The following is a 21,737-nucleotide window of genomic DNA, read 5'->3' as shown; positions in this document are numbered from 1 at the left end:
CTCCGTCTACAGTAACACTAACCTTAGTAACTCCGGTGTCCCCAATCGCCCCATCAGAGCCAGTCCCACCTTTAGCCCCCCCGTCACCCCAGTCGCTCCAGTTGCCCCAGTTGCCCCATCATATCCAAGTAATTCTGCTGTAGCTAATCGATGCGGGCTACTAATTTCTCTGCACTGTCTTTACCCCAAAATGAGATTTGGATTGGATGGTCTGGCAAACTAGCAGTTGTGAAAAAAAATTCGAAGGTATTAAAATCCGCAAAATATTTTTTAGTTATTACCTGATTTGGCATCACATCTAGCAGATCGCCTACATATTGAATTCTTTTTTCATTCATGTAGTAGCCTTCGATCAGAACTGTGGAAGCAATCTGACCGCTACCATTAGCAATTTTGACAGTGACCTGTTGTGTAAGTCTTGTGTTGTTTTCTGAGTTAACATTGTTTTCTATCGGACCAGTAGTTAAAAGAGTCATTGTCCTTCCTCCATTTGCTTCATTCAGATTATTAAGCCTGTTTGATTTTCTCTATGTCTTTAAGAGTAGCGATAGTTTATGCTCAGAAAAACGAACCTTTTCCAAGGATTGGTTGTCATATAGATATCTCAGTCAAGAAAGGAGGGCGTAAAATTTGGAGAGTAACCGGGAGTTATTTGAAACCTACAATAAAGATGTATACCGGACTTGCTACTATATGGTGCATGACGCGGCGGATGCAGAGGATTTGACTCAGGATGTCTTTATTACCGTATTTCGCAGTAATCGTGAGCACGTGGAGCATATCAAGGCTTGGATTATGAAAATAACGGTCAACCATTGCCTCAATCATTTGAAACGAAAACGGACTTTACAACAGAAGATTACGGACAACCTTCATTTCTTTAATAAAACGGCAGAAACAGCTGTGGAGCAGCAGATTGAGCAGCGTGAGACGGAGGTCGAGTGGGCGCAATATATGAGCCAGGTCCCTATCAAACTTAGGATGGTGCTCACACTTAGGTATATGCATGATTTCAGTCTGGCTGAAATTTCGGATCTGCTGTCCATCCCACTCGGAACGACCAAATCTAGACTGCATAAAGGGCTAACGGTAATGAGGAGAATCCTGCAGGAGGCTGGGGTTCAACTTGAACTAAAGGAGGGCGAAGCTTTTGAAAAAGTTAGAAAATATGCTGGAGCATCGTTTAAATGAAGATAAAGGCGTGCCTTATCCAGATTTTGAACGCATGTGGGGACGTTTAGAGCAAGAAAACAGTACAATGACTCCCCTACAACTTCGTATGGCGAATGGTAGCGGGAACAGAGGGAGAAACTGGAGTAAAATAGCTGTGGTGGCTTCATTTTCAGTACTTATTGCAGCGGCACCCGTATATGCAGCAGTGCATTATGATTGGGATAATTTGCTCCATGGGAGAGGAGGCGTTCAAGCAGCGCTGGCCCAAAATCTCGGACAACAACTGAACCAGTCAGTGACGCAGGATGGAGTAACTCTGAAGCTACATACAGCGATTGTGGATGAGAATCGGACGGTTATCTTATTCACTTTGGATGTAGGAAAACGCTTGGAAAATGAAAATTGGAATGTTAATGGAATGACTTTGAAGGGCGCAGATGGGGCGAATGGTCCTAGTGAGTTCAGTTATGTGTTATGGGATGAGAAAAATCAACATTACAACGGATATTTCGAGAGTGATTGGACACCGAAAAAGGATACTGTGAATGTGCAACTAGTTGCAGATAATCTGCAAGCCTTTAGTACACAGGAGTTAGATTTACCGCTGGATATCCAATCGCAGGAGACACAAAAGTTTCCTATTGGACAGGAAGGAATGCGCAGCATAGAGGTGAAACCTTTTACCCAAGGACAAGAAAAAATATTATTCTCTTCAGCAATCATTTTTGATCAGCCAGAAACAAAAGAATGGGCCTTTCCAAATATAGTGGCTTACAAAAACGGAACGCTCATAAATTCGCTGGCTGGAGGTGCTTTCGGTACACCGGGAGAAAACGGGGAATATACGTCCCAGCAATATTTTAAGGCGGCTGATATTTCCAGTGAAGAAGTGAATTACAAGCTGCAGTACATGAAACAAGAAAAAAAGGTTGAGGGGCCCCTAGCTTTTGATCTTCAATTAAGCAAAAAGCAGATGGAGAGCGGAACCATAAATACCTCATTGAATCTGCCGCTAGAAGAGGGCGAACCTAATTACACGCTGGAGAAAATGGTAGTGACGCCTACTCAAATTCGAATCGCTATTAGAAGTAAAGAGAAAGGCAACAATTTCCCGTATCAAAAGTCTACTCTTGAAGTAGCAGGCAAGACGCTGGAGGGCAATTTCTGGAGATCTCCAGAAGGTGAGCCGGAATTAACAGTGCTTCGTTTTGAGCGGCCAGTTGACCTTGAAATCACAGAAGAGACGCCAATTACCTTTGTTGCTAAATACAAGGTGACTCAGCACGGCAGCTATAAAATTAACAAGGACGAAAAAACACCACTTCTGTTGACGAATATATCTGATAAGAAACAGACGCTTATCCAGCAGCTTAGCGGATATCCGGTAAAATGGACGTACTATATGCAGGGTGCCGATCTTTATGTAGAGACTGAAAGTGAAGATGCTCGCTTCGGTGGAATTAACCAGACCCATATCGGACTGGGGAAAGAGCGTATTTTAGGTAAACCTCTGACCGTTAATTTCACTGGGGATGGAAACAATAAGGCCATTGATGTTTACAAGGGTTTCAAAGGTACAGAAGCTTCTATTTATATATTCTTCTATACGACTGACGATCCGGATAAAGAAACAAGAGTGCAGCTGCGGCCATAGAAAATCTTTTTTAGGGAGGAACCTTGTGTTCTTCCCTTTTTTTCGTTTACAGTGAGTAGATGCTGAGTGGACTCAGCGAGGATTAGCGTAAAGGAGAGAAAAGGATGGAAATCACTCGCTGTGCTTGGGTTAATGAGGATCCTTTATATATCGCATACCATGATGAAGAGTGGGGAAAACCTCTGTATGATGACCGGAAGCTGTTTGAATTACTTATGCTCGAAGGCATGCAGGCAGGGTTAAGCTGGTACACCGTCTTAAAAAAACGGGCACATTACAGAGAGGTATTTGATGGATTTGATCCGCAAAAGATTGTGCATTATGATGAGCCGAAAATCGCTGAGTTGATGAACGATCCCGGGATTATTAGAAATCGCTTAAAGATTGATTCTATCATTCGTAATGCAAAAGTATATTTGCAAATTAGTGCGGAAACAGGCAGCTTTTCAGATTATCTCTGGAGCTTTGTGGGGGGCGCGCCTACGCTTAACCATTGGATGACACGTGCGGATGTCCCTGCTTTAACGGCTCAGTCTGACGCAATGAGTAAAGCATTAAAAAAGCGAGGCATGAAGTTTGTCGGCTCTACCATATGTTATGCTTTTATGCAGGCATCGGGGATGGTAGATGATCATTCGCTCGATTGCTTTTGCAGGAGCAGCACGGGCATGGCAGAGCGTTGATCTGTAGTTTGGCGTTACCCCAAGAAGAAATGTTATACTATGAAGCGAATGCTCACAAAACTAAGTCTATGCTTACGAAGCCAGTTTTGCACGAAGTCAATCAATGAAGCTAACGCTCACAAAACTAAGCCTATGCTTACGAAGCCAGTTTTGCACGAAGTCAATCAATGAAGCTAACGCTCACAAAACTTTAGGAGGATCACATAAAGATGTTATGGCATGAAGTGACGATACATACAACAGAAGATGCACAAGAAATGATTTCGAATTTTTTATATGAAGCAGGAGCGGGTGGGGTTTCTATTGAAGAATCCGGAACACTCAGTAAAGAGCGGAATACGCGTTACGGTGAATTATATGACCAACCCTTGAATGATATCCCAGAAGGGGAAGCGGTAATCAAAGGTTATTATGCCGATTCCACGGATATGGATGCTGTTATAGAAGAACTGACTCCACGGGTAGCAGAATTGCGTGAGTACGGTATTGATCCGGGCAAATCGCTGATTTCTTGGAAAACCGTAGATGAAGACGAATGGGCGCATGCTTGGAAGCAATATTTTAAACCACTCAGGGTATCGGAGCGTCTCACGATTAAACCAACTTGGGAGGAATATACGCCTGAGAGCCCCGATGAGGCAATCATTGAGCTGGACCCTGGTATGGCATTTGGTACAGGGACTCACCCTACAACAGCTTTGTGCCTGCGTGCGCTCGAGAAGAATATTAGCGGCGGCGAAGAAGTAATCGATGTTGGTACGGGTTCAGGAATATTGGCTGTAGGTGCAATGCTGCTCGGTGCGAAATCCGTGCTGGCGTTAGATTTGGACCCTGTAGCTGTTGAAAGTGCGCGGGAGAATGTAGCACTGAATAAACTTGAAAAGTTCATTACGGTAAAAGAAAGCGACCTGCTCTCCTTGCTAGGTGGTGAAGGTGTAGCTGACACGGCTGCTGGAGAAATGTGGCCATCCGCTAGACCGGGTCACACTCTTGAGGGAACACCTGCGGAGCAAGTAACAGAGGATAGCCTCGGCGTTACACTCCCGGTGAAGATTGTAGTTGCGAATATTTTGGCAGAAATCATCGTATTGTTTACGGATGATGTGTATCGTGCACTTCAGCCAGGAGGCTTGTATATTACCTCTGGTATTTATAAGGATAAAGAAGGACTTGTGGCTAACGCACTACAAGAGTCCGGCTTTGAGATTATGGAAGTATCCCGTGAAGAAGATTGGGTGGCATTTACAGCCGGAAAGAGGTAAAAATGGATATATTGCAAAGTATAATACGTGTAGATCTGGATCAGCTTCCTTTTCTGCTCATTACGATTTTAATTGCTTTTACAGTACATGAATTCAGTCATGCTTATTTCGCAAATAAGTTCGGTGACCCTACCGCTAGATTATTAGGACGCATGACGCTTAACCCTGCTGTACACTTCGATTTTTTTGGTATTTTACTGCTGCTGGTTGCTGGTTTCGGGTGGGCACGTCCAGTTCCTGTAAACCGTGATAACTTTAGCCGCCCCCGTCTGATGGGAGTCATTGTGTCTGCTGCGGGCCCAATCAGTAACCTGTTACTAGGGATTATTGGTGCTTTAATATATGGGGTGCTTGCGGCAACCGGTGTATTAGAGTCGATCTCCAATGATCGCGTTTTAGAAGCAGTGTATCTGTTCTTTGGCACCTTTATTCAATGGAACTTCTTTTTATTCTTGTTCAATCTGATTCCATTGCCTCCGCTGGATGGCTACCGGATTGTGGAGGATATTGCTCCTCGCTCCATTCGGGGCAGATTACAGCAATTTGAGCAATGGGCTGTATTTATCTTTTTATTAATTCTGTTTATTCCAGGGTTACGAACCTATACCATTGATCCTCTTGGCCACTGGGCTAGTGAAATGTCGAGAACATTTGTGCAGCTATTCCTAAGAATGTTTGGCAGCTAAGGTAGGGACTGAAGTCTGGTCAACCCTGCTTAAACATTGTATTATGTAATTTGTTGAAAAATAGGATAGTTAAATTTCGCCTGATCCATAGTTATATTTCTCTAAGAAACGGGTGACGTCTTTATTAAGGCGTCTTTACCGTTTCTTCTTACTGAATTCATGAACAGGATGATGAAGAGATGCAGCGATATTTTGTTACACCGGAGCAGTTTGGTGCAGATAACGTTAGAATTGACGGGGAAGATGCAAGGCATATTGCCAAAGTCATGCGCGGTAAGGTTGGGGACAAGCTTATTGTCAGCGATGGCGTCTCCCGTGAAGCGTTAGTTGAGATTGCTCAGATCGAAATAGGGGAAGTGACAGTGAATATCCTGGAAACCCTGGAGATGACGCATGAACCGCGGATAAAAATCACAGTGGCTCAGAGCTTACCCAAGGCCGATAAGATGGAAACTGTCATTCAAAAGTGTACAGAAATTGGAGCCGTTGGTTTTATTCCTTTTCTGTCGGAGCGCACGATTGTACAATACGATGAACGCAAGGAAAGTAAGCGGCTGGACCGCTGGCGTAAAATTTGTAAAGAAGCTGCCGAGCAGGCACACCGGAACATCGTTCCGGCTGTAGGCTCACCGTTATCCTGGAAGCAGCTGCTACAGACTTTTAGTGAGTATGATGCTGTTTATTTCTGTTATGAAAAAGAAGAAGGCTTGCAGCTTCGCAGCAGTGTTGCCCCTTGGTTATCCTCGCTTTCACCGCAGGCTGGTGGGAAGGTACTGATTGTGGTAGGTCCTGAAGGGGGTTTTACACCAGAGGAATGCCAAAAGGCAGAAGAAGCTGGTGCGGTTTCCGTAGGACTAGGACGGCGTATTCTGCGCTGTGAGACAGCGGGTATGGTTGCCGCTGCTTGTATTTTATATGAATCGGGAGAAATGGGAGGAGCTTAAGAGATGCCATCCGTAGCATTTTATACTTTAGGTTGTAAAGTGAATTTTTATGACACCGAAGCCATCTGGCAGCTATTCAAAAATGAAGGTTACGAGCAGGTCGATTTCGAGGGACCCGCCGATGTATATCTGATTAATACTTGTACTGTAACTAATACAGGTGACAAAAAAAGCCGTCAAATGATTCGTCGTGCCGTTCGCCGCAATCCGGAAGCTATCGTGGCGGTTACTGGCTGCTATGCGCAGACCTCTCCTGGTGAGATTCTTGATATTCCTGGTGTCGATCTTGTTATTGGTAACCAGGACCGCGATCAGATCATGACGCATGTGAAAAACATTGAAGCCTCACGTCAGCCGGTCAACGCTGTTCGTAATATTATGAAGACACGTGAATTCGAAGAGATGGATGTACCTGGCTTTGCGGATCGGACGCGTGCTTTTATGAAGATTCAGGATGGCTGCAACAACTTCTGCACATTCTGCATCATTCCATGGTCGCGTGGACTTTCCCGCAGCCGTGATCCCAAAAGTATCGTAACCCAGGCACATCAATTAGTAGAAGCAGGGTATAAGGAATTTGTGCTCACGGGTATTCATACCGGCGGTTACGGTGATGATCTTGATAATTACCGTCTAGCCGATTTGCTGTGGGATCTAGATAAGGTGGATGGACTGGAGCGGGTACGTATCAGTTCTATCGAAGCTAGCCAGATCGATGAGAAGCTGCTGGAGGTGCTGAACCGTTCCTCTAAAATGTGCCGTCATCTGCATATCCCGCTGCAAGCCGGACATAATGATGTGCTGAAAGCGATGCGCCGTAAATATACGACAGAAGAATATTACGCCAAAATGCAGCTGATCCGTCAGGCGATGCCGGATGTCGGGATTACTACGGATGTTATCGTTGGATTCCCGGGGGAGACCGATGAAATGTTCCGTGCCGGCTACGACTTCATGAAAGCTATTAATTACTCCGAGATGCACGTATTCCCTTACTCCAAGCGGACGGGCACTCCAGCAGCGCGGATGGAGAATCAGATCGACGAAGAAATCAAAAATGTACGCGTGCAGGAATTGATTGATCTTTCGGAAGAAATGCAAATAGCTTATGCTCGCAAATTTGTAGGTCAGACATTAAGTGTTATTCCGGAAAGAGCCGCAAAAGGGGCTCCGGGGCGCAATATCCAGCATGGATTTAGCGACAACTATTTGCAGGTGTTCTTTGATGGAGAAGATTCACTCCAAGGAGAACTTTGTCAGGTGAAGATAACGGAAGCTGGCGTGAACGAATGCCGCGGTGAGTTGGTCGGGGTTAGTCAGACTGGGCTTCAGCAGGCTGTCCGTTAAGCAATAGATAGTAGTAAAAGACAACAGAGCAGCCATTTTCCCGTTAGCGGGGAAGGGCTGCTCTGTTTTTAGTTATTGCTGCCTAGACCACCAATTCATAACAATCTCCTGATGCTTTCGGACCCAGCTGGCGTTATTTGCATTTTTTTTGCCTTTTATGCTTAGTTTCGGACTCCAGTGCAGCTATTCCTCAGAAAGTGGTTCTTAATAGGTGTTTTTCATGACAATAGCGACTATGGTGTCCGTTAGTGTTCCAAAAGTGGGATAATGCTGCGAATAAGGTCAGCTGTGTCCGATAGTGACTTCATACGCGTAGAAGTGGATCAAAAAAACATCCGTAGGATCATGATTGAAACAATCCCCGCCAGTACAGTGCCTAGCAAGCTCCGGGTTTTTATCGCAACCAAAAAAGTAGGCAATGCCGCAAAAAGCTCAATGTTATTAGCTAAAGACGAAAATTTCCCATCATTCAAAAATATCTCCTGACCTATTAATGCTGCCATAACAGAGATAGGAACATAGTTTAACCAGCGCATTCCCCATTCTGGCAATTCAAACCGGCTAAGGATCATGAGCGGAGCCACCCTGGGAATAAAGGTCACAAAAGCTGCTCCTAGAATGATCAGAAAGACATCCCATCTTACTTCCATTTTTCAAACACCATCCCTATCGTTGAAGCAATGACTGTAGCGATAATCACTCCAACACTGCTGGAGAATAGGAAGGAGCTTCCTACTGCTATGATCACGGCAAGGATTGCGACAACCAAATCTAGTTTGATTTTATTACGGTCAATCATGGAAATTACAAGAATGCCAATAAACATCGCAGGTAAGGCAAACTGTAAACCGAATTGATCAGGGTCTGAGATCCACTGAGCTAAAAAAGCTCCCGCTACATTCGCAAGAAACCAATTTAAATAAGCGGTGAGATTTAGACCGTGCATCCATTTTTCACTGATTTGCTGCTTATTCAAAGCTTGATTGATGGCAACTCCAAAGGTCTCATCAGTCAATAAAGAACCAACCAGCATATTTCTCAGTGGGGAAAGATGGCGGAAATAAGGTGAAAGAGCTGCACTAAGCAAAATATGGCGAAGATTCACGATAAATATCGTAATAATAATGGCCGCAGGCGAGCTGCTAACAGCTATCATTCCAGCAGCTATAAACTGAGCTGAGCCCGCGTAAAGAATCAAGCTGATTAAGGCAATCTCAGCAATGCTGAGCCCGGCTGTCTTTTGAACAACACCTGCTGCAAGTCCGATGCTTAAGTAGCCTAGTAGTGTGGGAATACAATCTTTTACCCCTTTAAGGAAGCTATCTTCCTGTTTAGGAGACGGGATTGCTTCTAGTTGGACGTTCTCTGCACTCATCGTAGCCCCCTTGTTTCAAGAAAGAATTTAGTAGTTAGCATATTACTTCCTAATATTTTGATCAACCTTTACCGTATTATCTAGTCTGAAAGTCCCGAATTTCGCTTTATAGAGCCAGGGGGTAAACACTTAGGGTACAATTGTCGATATAAGTAAAAGAGTGTGGGGATAAACCACCGAACGACATTATAGCCTAAGGGAGAGAACAAATGACTGTGTACAGGAAAATGACGAAAATGCTCCTCATCATGATATTGTTAGCTACTGCGGTTTTTCCGGTAAGTGTCTTTGCAGCGACCGGTGATATCAACTCGATTGAATTCGAAAGCTCCGCTAAAGTAGAGCTTACGGTTGGACAAACGCCAAAGCAACTTAAGGTATATGCGAATGTGGAAGGGTCCTCATCTAAAAAAGATGTGACAGGTGCAGTTGTATGGAATTCTTCTAACACAAACGCTGTAAAGGTAGTAAATGGCCTATTGACTCCGATTGACAGTGGAAAAGCTATTATTACAGCGACTTATAATCATGCACTTGCTACCATTGAAGTTGAGGTAGCCCATCCTGTTAAAGAACTGAAGCTCGAATATAGTTCTGAAGGGAACTACAAATTGGGTGATGATGAGGATAAACTGCTGGTCAAAGCCAATGCGATTGGTGGAGAAACAGCGACTTCTGCTAAGGATGTAACGGCTGATACTACTTGGAGCAGCTCCAACACAAGCGTGTTGACCATTGCAGAAGGTAAGATCACTTTGGCTGGTGAAGGTACAGCAACGATCACTGCCAAATACAAGACCTTAACAGCAACCTTTAAGGCTGTAGTGAAATTGCCTTATTCTGAAATTGAGCTTAAACATGACGACAAAATCGTTAAAGAACTAGAGATGCTAGTCGGAGATGCACCTTTGAAGTTGGTTGCAGAGACTAAAGAAACTACAAAATCCAGCGCAAATGATATTTCAGAGAAAGCAGAATGGTCCTCTTCTAGTGCTAGTGTAGCTACAGTAGACAAAGGCGAGATCAAAGTGTTGTCTGCTGGTAAAGCTGTAATTACAGTATCCTATCTAGGGATTACACAAACAGTAGACGTATATGTACGTGCTCCTTATGAAGCGCTACTACTTACTCCTACAGGAGATCAATTCCTGTTTATGGGCGAAACCCTGAACGTTAAAGCTGAGGTTCGCGATGCTGCGAATTCTACTCCGAACATTTCAGGCAGCGCAGTATGGACTTCGGATAACCAATTGGCGGCAACCGTTACGCCTGGTAGCGATACTGCGGCAGTGACTGCTAAAGCAGTGGGAACTTCGGTTATTAAAGCAGAGTACAGAGGAATTAATAAAAGCTTTAAGCTGACAGTGTATCCTACGATCACAGAACTGGCAGCCGACAAGACGGAATTGGAGCTTTACACAGATGACACCGTAAGCCTTCCAAAAGTAAATGGTACAAAGCTTGACGGAACAAAGCTAGATCTTAGTAGTGATATTGAGTGGACCTCTGCGGATGATGAGATTGCCACCATTAAAGACGGCAAGATTGTAGCTGAATCGGCAGGTATTGTGAAGGTTATCGGTAAAATAAAATCAGAAAACCCAACGACTTCAAAAACTGCTGTAAGAGAAAAAAGTGTTGAAGTAAAGGTTACAGTGAAAGATAAAGTCCTTGTCTTGCTTGGACCAGAAGAAAACCTGGTGATTGTTACTGGTGAAGAGAAGGCTGTTCCTGAAGTAAAAGCTGTGATGGAAAACGGCAGTGAACTTGATGCTACTGCAACTATGGAATGGGAGCTTACCGGTACGAATGCGATTATCAAGACAACAACTTCCGGTAAGGTAATCAAAGGACTGGTGAAGGGTTCTGCTACTTTAAAGGGAACTTACGCTAATAAAACCATCAGTATCCCAGTTACCATTGAACAAAAGGTTACTAAGCTAGTTGTAGAACCTACTGCTATCGAAATGAACATTAAAGGCTCTAAAGCGATAAAGGTTACGGCTTATTATTCTAATGGTAAGACAGGGAATGTCTCCAGCAGTATGAATTGGGAGTCCTCAAACGAGGCGGTTGCTACGGTTAAAGCTACAACCGTTAAAGCAGTAACAGAAGGTACTGCTACGTTGACAGGATCTTACCAAGGGATTGCTGCTAGTGTCAAAATTACTGTAGTTCCTAAATTAACAAAGCTGACCGTTAATGAGAGCAGACTGAAAATGGCTCCGGGAGCCGTTCAGAATGTAGTCGTGACTGCACAGTATGATACTGGTAAGACTGCTGTTGTTACTGGAAGTGCGGTATGGACCAGCTCCAAGCCTTCTGTAGCGAGAGTATCTGCAAGTGGTCAGATTGTAGCTGTGAGTAAAGGAACGACATCCATTAAAGGAAAGCTAGGCGGCAAAACAGTTACAGTATCAGTGACAGTGAAGTAATAGAGAATAGGATCTGAATTATCAACTATGAATCTGCAAAGCCAACATTATGTTGCTTTGCAGATTTTTTTATTTAGATTCTATAGTAATTCCGACTATTCCGATGTATAATCACATAAAACATAATAGATGCGTTGGGGGAGATGAAAACATGGCAAAACAAAAGGTGTTGTCGATCAAGACGATTGTAGCGATTGGTATTGGTTCTGCTTTATTCGTTATATTGGGGAGATTCGGCTCGATTCCTTCGGGTATTCCAAACACTAACATCGAGACTACATACGCATTACTGGCATTGTTCTCCCTATTGTACGGCCCGTTTGCCGGATTATTTATAGGCCTGATCGGGCATACCCTGAAGGATACGATATCTTATGGATCGCCATGGTTCAGTTGGGTCATATCATCAGGAATTGTAGGGCTGGTTATTGGCTTGTTAGTAGCTAGAATCGCTATTCATGACGGGGAATTCGGACGGAAGGAAATAATACGCTTTAATTTGGCTCAGATTGCAGCGAATGCTGTAGCTTGGTTCCTTGTAGCCCCAGTGTTGGATATTCTGATCTATGCAGAACCCGCTAATAAAGTATTTACGCAAGGACTGACCGCAGGTGCATTAAATATAGCTTCGGTGGCAGTGATCGGATCTTTACTAGCCATTGCGTATGCTAAGACAAGAACGAAACAGGGCAGCTTGACTAGAGAAGCTTGAGTGGAATACATATCCAAGCTAAAAAGCCGGTGGAAATCACCGGCTTTTTTCTCTTCACATTAACCCAGAGGAAGGTCTCAGATGAAAAAAGTAATGATTGAATTTAAGGATTTCAGCTTTCAATATCGGGCGCAGCAGGAACCCACACTACAGGGGATTAACTTAACGATTGTTGAAGGGGAGAAGGTGCTTATCGTGGGACCCTCAGGTTCTGGGAAAAGTACACTGGCTCATTGCATTAATGGTCTCATCCCTTTTGCTTACAGAGGGGAAATATCAGGTTCATTACGGGTTATAGGCCAGGAGCAGAAGGATCTGAGTATCGCAGAGCTGTCCAATCAGGTAGGTACCGTATTGCAGGACCCGGATGGACAATTTGTAGGATTAACGGTTGGTGAGGATATCGCCTTCAGTCTAGAGAACCATGTGGTTCAGCAGACAGAAATGAAGAGCAAAGTGGCGGCTGCCGCAAGAGCGGTGGATATCCACGACTTTCTGGCCTCTTCTCCTCAGGAGTTATCGGGTGGACAAAAGCAAAAAACGTCCTTGGCAGGTGTACTGGTAGGTGATGTGGACATCCTGCTCTTTGATGAACCGCTGGCAAGCTTAGATCCTTATACCGGTACAAAAGCGATTGAGCTTATTGATCGAGTGCATAAAGAGACAGGTAAAACCGTTATTATGATAGAGCATCGTCTTGAAGAGGTGCTGCATCGGGCGGTGGACCGTATTATTGTGATCCATGAAGGACGTATTGCGGCGGATATGCCGGCTGCAGAACTGTTGAGCACAACGTTGCTTTCAGAAGTTGGCATTCGGGAACCTCTCTATTTAACGGCTTTGAAGTATGCCGGATGTTCGATTACAGCAAATATGAATCCGCAACATGTGAACGATATAGAGTTGGAGGCGTGTTCTAATAAACTTAAGATCTGGTATGAGTGCAATCAGTCGCGCCAGGATAAGCTGGAGAGCCCACCCATCCTTGAACTGCAAGATATTTCTTTTGGATACGAAAAAAATCAGCAGGTGCTGGATAAGCTCAATCTCTGTATTCATAAAGGAGAGATGGTCTGTATAGCGGGGCGAAATGGGGCTGGGAAATCTACAGTTTCTAAGCTGATTTGTGGCTTCTATAAACCTACTTCCGGATCAATACGGATGCATGGGCGTGATATTGCTCAGGACACGATTAAGGAGCGGGCAGAGCGGATTGGTTTTGTTATGCAAAATCCCAATCATATGATTTCAAAGACACTTTTATATGATGAGGTTGCCCTAGGACTAAGACTCCGAGGTTGCCCTGAGGAGCTCGTTCGTGAACGCGTCCATCAAGTCTTGAAGGTGTGCGGACTTTATGTTTTTCGCAGCTGGCCGATCTCGGCGCTAAGTTACGGCCAAAAGAAACGGGTCACGATTGCCGCCATTCTGGTACTGGAGCCGGAAGTGATCATTTTGGATGAACCGACTGCTGCTCAGGATTACAGGCATTATAACGAAATGATGGAGTTTCTCTTGACGCTGCGGGGGCAGGGGATGACGGTCATTATGATTACGCATGATATGCACTTGATGCTGGAATATGCCGATAGAGCTATAGTGTTAGCTGATGGCGTGAAGCTTGCGGATGATAGCCCTGAGCGAATATTAACGAATACTGATGTGGTGAAAAAAGCGAACTTGAAAGAAACCTCGCTTTTTGCCCTAGCTATAAAAGCTGGATTGAAACAACCGGAGGAGTTCGTTAGAAGGTTTATTGCGTATGATAGGAGGAGCCGAGGCGGATGAAGGCCAAAATGTTAACTTTTACGAAGCAGGATTCACCTATTCACCGTCTTACCGGCGCTACGAAGTTGATTTTATTTGTAGTGTGGTCTGTGACGGGGATGATTACATATGATACAAGATGTCTAATTGTGATGCTGTTATTTAGTTTGCTTGCCTTTAGAATTTCCAAAGTTCAATTTCAGGATTATGCTTTCGTATTATATTTCATCTTGATTTTCTTTTTGCTTAATCATATAGCTATCTTTATCTTTTCTCCTTTGGAGGGCGTACGTGTTTACGGGACACGTCATGATATTATGCATATTGCAGGCCGGTATACGGTAACTTGGGAGCAGCTATTTTATCAATTCAATATTGCCCTGAAATATGCGGTGGTCATTCCTATGGCATTATTATTTCTTCTAACGACCAATCCCAGTGAATTTGCAGCATCCTTAAATAGAGTTGGAGTGAACTATAAAATTGCATATTCTGTATCGCTGGCACTGCGGTACATTCCGGATATTCAACGAGACTATGAGAATATATCGTTTTCTGCTCAAGCAAGGGGAATAGATATTTCTAGAAAAGAAAAGCTGCCTAAGCGGCTAAAAAATATCATTTCGATTCTGATGCCCCTAATTCTGACTAGTATCGAGCGGATTGAAAATATCAGTACCGCTATGGAGCTGCGCGGCTTTGGCACTGAGACCAAACGAACTTGGTATAGCCGTCGCCCGTTCACGAGAGACGATTATTTTGCATTGGCTTTGTTTGCGCTGATTGGAATTTTCTCGACGGTGATCACTTTTTACGACGGTTCGCGGTTTTATAATATTTTCGATTGAAGTATAATAGTACAGTTGTGGAAAACTGGGATTATAATAAACGGCACCTTTTTGTTAAGACTGAAGATGTTTCTCCAGTTTTGACCATATAGGCAGGTAGCATAATGGCAGTGCTAGAAGTGAGCAGACTACGTTGAAAATGGTCTGGGCGTGGGCGATTTGTGAAGCAGGGCCTCCACCAATCCATGCAGCACTTGCTTGTAGCAGCCCGATCATGGGCAAGAATAATAGTGCACCACCTACATTAAGCGCAACATGGGACCAAGCGACGAAGACGCCGGATGGCGTGCCGCCGATGGAAGCGATGACCGCTGTGACACAGGTGCCTACGTTGGCGCCCAGCACAATGGCTATACCTAGCTCAGGCGGCATGGCACCCGAGGCGGCAATGCTCATAGCCATAGCTATGACAGCAGCGCTGCTATGGAGCATGGCTGTTAGGCACGCTCCAGCGGCGAGCCCCCATAAGGCACTAGTAGCGGCATGGTTTAGGAACCAGAGGAATAAGCCACTTTCCTGAAGTATTCCGCCGATAGACTGCATGACAGCGATGCCCCATAGGACGAGGGAGAAGCCTGATACAGCCAGACTGATAAATTGCAGCGGCGGGGATATTTTGTGGCAGAGCTCTGCCACTCGCGATGTAGGCGGCAGTTCGCCTGCAATAACTGCCGCTGCCCACAGACTGAGCGAGGCTGCCAGCAAGGGCGTGGCCATGGTATTGATCTGAAGTCCGATCAATTCTGTAGTTAATGTGGTGCCGATGTTGCTGCCCAGGATAATGCCAAGTGTGCGGGCATAGGTAAGCAGGCCGGCATTGACCATGCCGATAGTCAACACCGTTACAGCAGTACTGCTCTGGAGTAAGGCGGACAACAGGCTGCTGGCAATCATTCCTTTAATAGGTGTTGAGGTAGCTCTATTTAGGCTTGTAGTTAATAGAGGGCCTGCTAGCTTGGACAACGCCGTTTCCATCAGCTTCATGCCGGCTAGAAAGATAACAAGACCATATATGATAGGGAACAGCAAATCACTGAACATAGGGCATACTCCTTTGGGCGAGGGTTGTACACCAATATATGAATGTATTGCATGGGACATGTATAAAAACATTTTTAGAAAAACAGGGAGTTGAAGTCATTGCCATCGGTTATTTTAGAACGCAATCGCAAAAAAAGACTGGAACAGGGCCATCCATGGGTCTATGCAGGTGAAGTCGCATCGGTAGAAGGGAATCCGGAAGCGGGGGGATTAGTAGATGTCCTTAATCATCAGGGCCGATTTTTGGCCGTGGGATATTACAATCCAGCGTCACAGATTCGGGTAAGAATTGTATCGCAGGGACCCCTTGCGATCATGGATACAGCCTTTTTTGCAGAACGGTTTGCGAATTGTCTGCAACACAGAAACCGGTTCCTTCCGGGTGCGGATGCTTATCGCTTGGTTTATGGTGAAGCGGACTTTTTGCCGGGGCTTATTGTAGATCGATTCGGAGATATTTTGGTTGTGCAGCTGCTTACCCTCGGAATGGACAAGCGGCGTGCAGAAATCGTCGAAGCATTGGTGCAGGTTATGGCACCGCGCGGAATCTATGAGCGCAGTGATGTTAGTGTGCGCGAGCTTGAAGGTATGGAGCAGACAACGGGTGTGCTGTACGGGGAATGTCCAAGGCATGTAACCGTGAGCGAGAATGGCCTGAAGCTGGTCGTTGATATTGAAGAGGGCCAGAAGACAGGTTACTTCTTTGACCAACGTGAGAATAGAGCTTCCATTGCTCCGCTCATGAAAGGGTGGGGAGGACGAAGCGGCATTACGCTACAGGAAATTGAAACTGAGGATGGTTCACTACAGACCTTACCAGTTAATAAGAGCGGCAAACATGTAACGTTCCCTTATTGGGACGGTGCGACAGTGCTGGAATGCTTCTCGCATACGGGCAGCTTCACGCTGCATGCCTGCAAGTATGGCGCGAAAAAAGTAACCTGCCTTGACGTTTCAGCACACGCCATTGAGAGTGCCAAAGTGAATGTGGAGCTGAACGGCTTTAGCGATCGTGTTGAATTCGTAGTGGATGATGCTTTTGCATATCTACGGAATCAGGTTAAAGGACTAGAGGAACGTTCTGAACGGGCGACAGTTGCCAGTGGAACAGAGACGGCAGCAGCTGCTACAAATCCTAAATCCGGAGGCAAAACAGCCAAAACCGACACATCCAAGCCGATGACAGCAGGTGGAGGAAGAACTTGGGATGTAGTCATCCTGGACCCTCCGGCGTTTGCCAAAACCAAAAGTGCAGTAGCTGGCGCTTGTCGTGGTTACAAGGATATCAATCTGCACGGGATGAAGCTGGTGAACGAAGGCGGCTATTTGGTTACCGCAAGCTGTTCTTACCATATGCAGCCAGATCTGTTCCTCGAAACGATTGCCGATGCGGCTAAAGATGCTGGCAAGGTGCTGAGACTTGTGGAATGGCGGGCCGCAGGCAAAGACCACCCACAAATACTTGGCGTTAACGAAGGACACTATCTGAAGTTTGCGATTTTTGAAGTGCGGAGTAAAAAATAAGCCTGAAGGTCAAAAAGGTTTACAGTGCCAAGTAACAAGTAGGATAAACGGGCTGGACGTAGGGTGGTCGTGAGTCGACTGTAATGCAAGGAGTTGCTAACGGACTCAGATGACTCTATTTAGCGCAAACAGGCTATTATTGAATTCTTACGGACCCCAAAGGCGCTATTGCCCCAAAAACACCCGTAATGTCACACATTTTCGAAGAATAGCGTCAGTGGGGTCCGAAAAGCTGCCATAACAGCACTGAATCCACGAATAACGGCTCCTGGGTCCGTAAGTAATTAATGAAACAAGCCGAGCCGAAATGTTGAATGTTAAATTCGGAATACTAAATGGTAAACAACGAATGATGCTTATTGAATTATGATATGCGGAATGCGGATTACAAAACGATCGGTGTAGAGTGCTAATGTTGAGTGCGGGGTGTTGAGTATTGAACGCCGAACGCTGAACAGTCTAACATTGACCCTATGCTCTGACATTGGCAGCTCCAATCTAACGTTGCACATCTGGCATTAAAAACAAACTAAACACTCTAAAAAGCAAGCCGCCAAAATTCGGAGGTTTGCTTTTTTTATTTGTACTCGTAGCTGTTTATCCTTTGTAAAACATTAGAAAATACTAGCAAACACATGTTCCGATTAGTGTGGTTATGATATACTGAGGGGACGAGGAATCACTGAACTTTTTTAATTGGAGTGTAATCAATGGGTGGATATTTCACCCTGTATTCTATATATTTTCTCCGCTACGGAAGGAGTTTATCATTTATGCCGGTAACCTTTTTATTAGGCCGCTCGGGCAGTGGCAAGACAACAAAAATATGGGAATCTATCTCTTCTTCCTTAGAAAAGGAACCGCTTGGTGCGCCGATTATTATTCTTGTGCCAGAGCAAGGTTCTTTTGGAGCAGAACGGGGGCTTCTGACCGTAGGGAATGTGAAGGGAAGCCTTCGGGCGCAGACACTGAGTTTTTCGCGGCTTGCCTATCGTGTGAAGCAGGAAACTGGTGGCAGTGCAAGTCTGCCAATCAGTGAAGAAGGTAAGAAAATGTTAATTTACAAAATCATCAGTCGTCGCAAAGAGGAACTGAAATTATTCGGTGCCTCAGCAGACAGACCGGGTTTTGTGGAACGTCTGAACCAACTGCACACGGAGATGAAACGTTGCTGTTTGGGTTCCACTGATTTAGAGGAACAGTTGTCCGCTATGCGAGGAGCTATTGCAAGAAGTCCTATTCTTGAGGGTAAGCTGGATGATTTGCAGCTGGTTTTTAGCGATTTAGAGAAGGAAATGTCCCGTCTTTATATCGATGAAGAGGATCGTTTAGCAGAACTGGCTGAGCATATTCCAGATTCCTCTTACATTCGCGGGGCAGAGATTTGGGTAGATGGGTTCCATGGATTTACTCCGCAGGAATTCGTAGTGCTTCGAGAATTGATGCAGCAAGCTTCGAAGCTGACGGTTTCGCTTACAATTGATCGTCCTTACCCCTATGGAGATCAGTTGAATGAGCTTGAATTGTTTCACCCAACTGCGGTTACTTACATTAAACTGCGTGGAATTGCTGAAGAGCTGGGCATTGATGTATGGGACGAGCTGCTGGAGCCAATGGTTCTTCCACGTTTTGAAGAAAGTCCAGTACTTGCTCACCTTGAACGGGGATATGATCGCCGGAAAGCTTGGATAGGTGCGGATGAACTGGCAAGAGAGGCTATCTCCATAGGCGCCGCAGTGTCGCACAGAGCAGAGGTTGAGGGAGCGCTGCGCGAAATGACTAGACTGGCGCGAGATGAAGGTGCAAAATATGGCGAAATGGCCGTATTGATGCGCAATATTGGCGATTATGAGCAGCTGGTTCAGCCGTTGTTCCAAGATTATGGAGTGCCATTTTTTCTGGACCAGAAGGTGAATGAGCTGCATCATCCGCTAGTGGAGTTTATACGTTCCGCGTTGGATGTAGTGCGTCGTCGCTGGCGTTACGAGGATGTATTCCGTTGTGTAAAGACGGAGCTTCTGCTTCCGCTAGACGATAGTATTACGCGTGAGGATATGGATGCTTTAGAAAACTATGTGCTGGCTTGTGGGATTCAGGGGTACCGCTGGACAGATGGCCGCTCCTGGAAAGGTATTCCTAGCTTGTCGCTGGAGGGCGGCAGACAGATGGATGATAAACTGCTTGCTACTATGGAACGATGCCGTGCTAGTATAACAGGTCCATTATTTGCTTTTGAGAAACGAATCCAGAAAAGCCGAAGCGGCCTTGAACTATGTACGGCAATGTACAAGCTGCTTGAAGAGACGGATGTTGCACGAAAGCTAGAGAAACTCAGTGTTAAGTCTATGGAGAAGGGCCAACCCGAGAAGGCTAGGGAACATAGCCAGTTGTGGGGTGCGGTACTTGATCTGCTAGATCAGATAGTAGAAATGATGGGCAATGAAAGACTTGAGTTTGAAGTGTTCACTGGAGTTCTAGAGACAGGACTTGCTGAACTTAAAATGGGACTAGTTCCACCCGCACTGGATCAAGTATTGGTCGGCAATATGGATCGGACTCGCCCAACGGGGGTTAAATACGCCTTTTTGCTTGGATTTAATGAAGGTGTTGTGCCTGCGCAGTTTAAGGAAGATGGAATTCTCTCGGAAGGTGAACGCTCCGTACTAGAGAATGCTGGAATGGAGCTTGCTCCCGGCGCTTCTCGTAAACTGCTGGACGAGCGGTTTCTGATCTATAATGCACTAACGACAGGAAGCCGAAAGCTCTGGATTAGCTACGCTACAGCGGATGATGAGGGCAAAGCTCTCCTTCCCTCTGAGGTTATCCGGCATTTGCATAGAATGTTCCCAAGGGTTCAAGAGCATAGCTTGTCAGCACTTCCCCCAGCGGGACTACCGGCAGAAGTCGGAAATCCTATTCATCTCGGTTTCATTGGTCAACCAGAACAGAGTCTTCGCGCATTGATTATGCAGCTGCGGCAGTGGCGCCAGGGGACAGAAATTCCGGAGCTATGGTGGGGTGTGTATAACTGGTTTACTAAGAACGAAGATCGTAAATTTCAACTGGAACGTTTGCTAAGCTCACTGTTCTATCGTAATGAAGGAACGAAGCTAAAGCGTGGCACAAGCCTCAGATTGTATGGTGGCTCAACACTGCGGGGCAGTGTGTCCCGGATGGAGAAATTTGTTGCGTGCTCATTTTCCCATTTTGCGTCCTACGGACTAAGACTGAAAGAGCGCCAGTTATATAAGCTGCAAGCCCCTGATATTGGACAACTGTTCCATGCTGCGTTAAGTGATATGGCGATAAGACTGAAACAAGAGGGACGGGGCTGGGGCAGCTTGTCTCCGGATGAATGTCGGCGTGAGGCCAGTGAGACAGTAGAACGGCTATCTCCGATGTTGCAGGGTGAAATTCTAATGAGCTCCAAACGTTACGGGTACATCTCCCGTAAGCTTAAGAATATTGTTGGACGTGCTTCTGTGATTCTGGGCGAGCACGCCCGCCGGGGCAGCTTTGAGCCAGTAGGGCTGGAGCTGGATTTTGGACCGGATAAGGAGTTGCCGCCTTTAAGAATTACGCTGCCGAATGGCTGTGTGATGGAGGTCGTTGGCCGGATTGACCGTGTAGACATGGCCCGTGGAGAGAACGGAATTCTTCTGCGGGTAATTGATTATAAATCGAGCCAAAAGGATCTCAAGCTGCATGAGGTGTATTATGGATTGTCGCTGCAAATGCTGACTTATTTGGATGTGCTGCTGACATATTCGGAGCAATGGCTGGGGCAGCCGGCACTTCCAGCAGGCACACTTTATTTCCATGTGCATGATCCGTTGTTAACTTCATCCAACGGGATGAACAAGGAACAGGCTGAGCAAGAGCTGTTGAAACGCTTCAAGATGAAAGGACTGCTTACAGCTGATCGTGAGGTTGTCTCCCTGATGGATACCACTTTAGACAAAGGGTATTCTTCTATCGTGCCTGTAGCAGTAAAAGCTGACGGCAGCTTTTATAGCAGTGCTTCAGTAGCTACACCAGAGCAGTGGAGCCATCTATTATCCTCCGTTAGAGGGACGATCTCGGATATCGGGACACGGATTACAGAGGGTGATGTGGCGATTGAGCCGTACCGAATTGGACAGGAGACCGCCTGCACATTCTGTTCCTTTAGGCCTGTCTGCCAGTTCGATGAAGCTGTGGAAGGTAACAGCTATAACAATCTGGGTAAGCCAGGGAAGGACGTTATATGGGATCTGCTGTCCCGCAAAGGAGGAACTACACCTTGA

At 45.6% G+C, this 21,737-nt stretch carries 17 protein-coding genes; 13 read left to right on the top strand and 4 right to left on the bottom strand.

The features are described 5' to 3' along the window. Positions 1 to 143 precede the first annotated feature (143 nt). A complete protein-coding gene (locus MHI25_RS24105) occupies positions 144 to 476 on the bottom strand; it encodes a hypothetical protein (protein ID WP_339169352.1) in 333 nt (110 codons plus the stop codon). A gap of 154 nt (positions 477 to 630) precedes the next feature. On the opposite strand from MHI25_RS24105, the gene MHI25_RS24100 reads away from it, so the two are divergent. The 7 genes from MHI25_RS24100 to mtaB all read left to right on the top strand — a co-directional run bounded on the left by MHI25_RS24100 (position 631) and on the right by mtaB (position 7,749). Continuing rightward, positions 631 to 1,191: an RNA polymerase sigma factor gene (locus MHI25_RS24100; protein WP_076128962.1), complete on the top strand. Its 561-nt coding sequence runs from the start codon at positions 631 to 633 to the stop codon at positions 1,189 to 1,191. After that, positions 1,151 to 2,827, top strand: a complete 1,677-nt coding sequence (locus tag MHI25_RS24095; protein WP_340394494.1) for a DUF4179 domain-containing protein — start codon at positions 1,151 to 1,153, stop codon at positions 2,825 to 2,827. The genes MHI25_RS24100 and MHI25_RS24095 overlap by 41 nt, the downstream gene beginning before the upstream one ends. 104 nt (positions 2,828 to 2,931) lie before the next feature. Continuing rightward, positions 2,932 to 3,510, top strand: a complete 579-nt coding sequence (locus MHI25_RS24090; protein ID WP_248549498.1) for a DNA-3-methyladenine glycosylase I — start codon at positions 2,932 to 2,934, stop codon at positions 3,508 to 3,510. Positions 3,511 to 3,719: 209 nt separating this feature from the next. Then, the gene (gene prmA, locus MHI25_RS24085; protein ID WP_036683907.1) at positions 3,720 to 4,772 is read left to right on the top strand and encodes a 50S ribosomal protein L11 methyltransferase; all 1,053 of its coding nucleotides are present in this window, start codon (positions 3,720 to 3,722) and stop codon (positions 4,770 to 4,772) included. 2 nt (positions 4,773 to 4,774) lie between these two features. Beyond that, complete coding sequence (locus MHI25_RS24080) at positions 4,775 to 5,458, top strand: site-2 protease family protein (RefSeq protein ID WP_076128966.1); 684 nt, start codon at positions 4,775 to 4,777, stop codon at positions 5,456 to 5,458. Between the two features lie 179 nt (positions 5,459 to 5,637). Continuing rightward, on the top strand, positions 5,638 to 6,402 hold the full coding sequence (locus MHI25_RS24075) for an RsmE family RNA methyltransferase (protein WP_076185272.1): 765 nt from the start codon (positions 5,638 to 5,640) through the stop codon (positions 6,400 to 6,402). Between the two features lie 3 nt (positions 6,403 to 6,405). Beyond that, a complete protein-coding gene (gene mtaB / locus MHI25_RS24070; RefSeq protein WP_076128970.1) occupies positions 6,406 to 7,749 on the top strand; it encodes a tRNA (N(6)-L-threonylcarbamoyladenosine(37)-C(2))-methylthiotransferase MtaB in 1,344 nt (447 codons plus the stop codon). A 323-nt stretch (positions 7,750 to 8,072) separates the two neighbouring features. Here mtaB and MHI25_RS24065 read toward each other — a convergent pair whose 3' ends face one another. After that, the gene (locus MHI25_RS24065) at positions 8,073 to 8,399 is read right to left on the bottom strand and encodes an AzlD domain-containing protein (RefSeq protein WP_076192109.1); all 327 of its coding nucleotides are present in this window, start codon (positions 8,397 to 8,399) and stop codon (positions 8,073 to 8,075) included. Next, positions 8,390 to 9,124, bottom strand: a complete 735-nt coding sequence (locus MHI25_RS24060) for an AzlC family ABC transporter permease (RefSeq protein WP_036683898.1) — start codon at positions 9,122 to 9,124, stop codon at positions 8,390 to 8,392. Before MHI25_RS24060 ends, MHI25_RS24065 begins: the two co-directional genes overlap by 10 nt. 209 nt (positions 9,125 to 9,333) lie before the next feature. Here MHI25_RS24060 and MHI25_RS24055 point away from each other — a divergent pair, with 209 nt between their 5' ends. The 4 genes from MHI25_RS24055 (at position 9,334) to MHI25_RS24040 (ending at position 14,886) form a co-directional block, all read left to right on the top strand. Beyond that, positions 9,334 to 11,559 carry a hypothetical protein gene (locus MHI25_RS24055; RefSeq protein WP_076278796.1) on the top strand — a complete coding sequence of 742 codons (2,226 nt, stop codon included), beginning with the start codon at positions 9,334 to 9,336 and terminating at the stop codon, positions 11,557 to 11,559. A 151-nt stretch (positions 11,560 to 11,710) separates the two neighbouring features. Beyond that, entirely contained in the window at positions 11,711 to 12,271 is a 561-nt protein-coding gene (locus tag MHI25_RS24050; RefSeq protein WP_076128974.1) for an ECF-type riboflavin transporter substrate-binding protein, read from the top strand. Positions 12,272 to 12,352: 81 nt separating this feature from the next. Beyond that, a complete protein-coding gene (locus MHI25_RS24045) occupies positions 12,353 to 14,059 on the top strand; it encodes an ABC transporter ATP-binding protein (protein ID WP_339169339.1) in 1,707 nt (568 codons plus the stop codon). Continuing rightward, positions 14,056 to 14,886, top strand: a complete 831-nt coding sequence (locus tag MHI25_RS24040) for an energy-coupling factor transporter transmembrane component T (protein WP_076128979.1) — start codon at positions 14,056 to 14,058, stop codon at positions 14,884 to 14,886. Before MHI25_RS24045 ends, MHI25_RS24040 begins: the two co-directional genes overlap by 4 nt. Before the next feature lie 54 nt (positions 14,887 to 14,940). On the opposite strand, the gene MHI25_RS24035 is transcribed toward MHI25_RS24040, so the two are convergent. Continuing rightward, a complete protein-coding gene (locus MHI25_RS24035; protein WP_280753452.1) occupies positions 14,941 to 15,927 on the bottom strand; it encodes a Na/Pi symporter in 987 nt (328 codons plus the stop codon). Between the two features lie 99 nt (positions 15,928 to 16,026). On the opposite strand from MHI25_RS24035, the gene MHI25_RS24030 reads away from it, so the two are divergent. Together MHI25_RS24030 and addB are read left to right on the top strand one after the other, a co-directional pair. Beyond that, complete coding sequence (locus tag MHI25_RS24030) at positions 16,027 to 17,451, top strand: class I SAM-dependent rRNA methyltransferase (RefSeq protein WP_076276742.1); 1,425 nt, start codon at positions 16,027 to 16,029, stop codon at positions 17,449 to 17,451. Positions 17,452 to 18,224: 773 nt separating this feature from the next. After that, positions 18,225 to 21,737 (top strand): helicase-exonuclease AddAB subunit AddB, encoded by a 3,513-nt coding sequence (gene addB, locus MHI25_RS24025; RefSeq protein WP_340394493.1) that lies wholly within the window; start codon positions 18,225 to 18,227, stop codon positions 21,735 to 21,737.

This window comes from Paenibacillus sp. FSL E2-0177 (assembly GCF_037992975.1).
Classification (GTDB): domain Bacteria; phylum Bacillota; class Bacilli; order Paenibacillales; family Paenibacillaceae; genus Paenibacillus_AQ; species Paenibacillus_AQ odorifer.
This window is presented reverse-complemented; position numbering and strand designations above follow the sequence as displayed.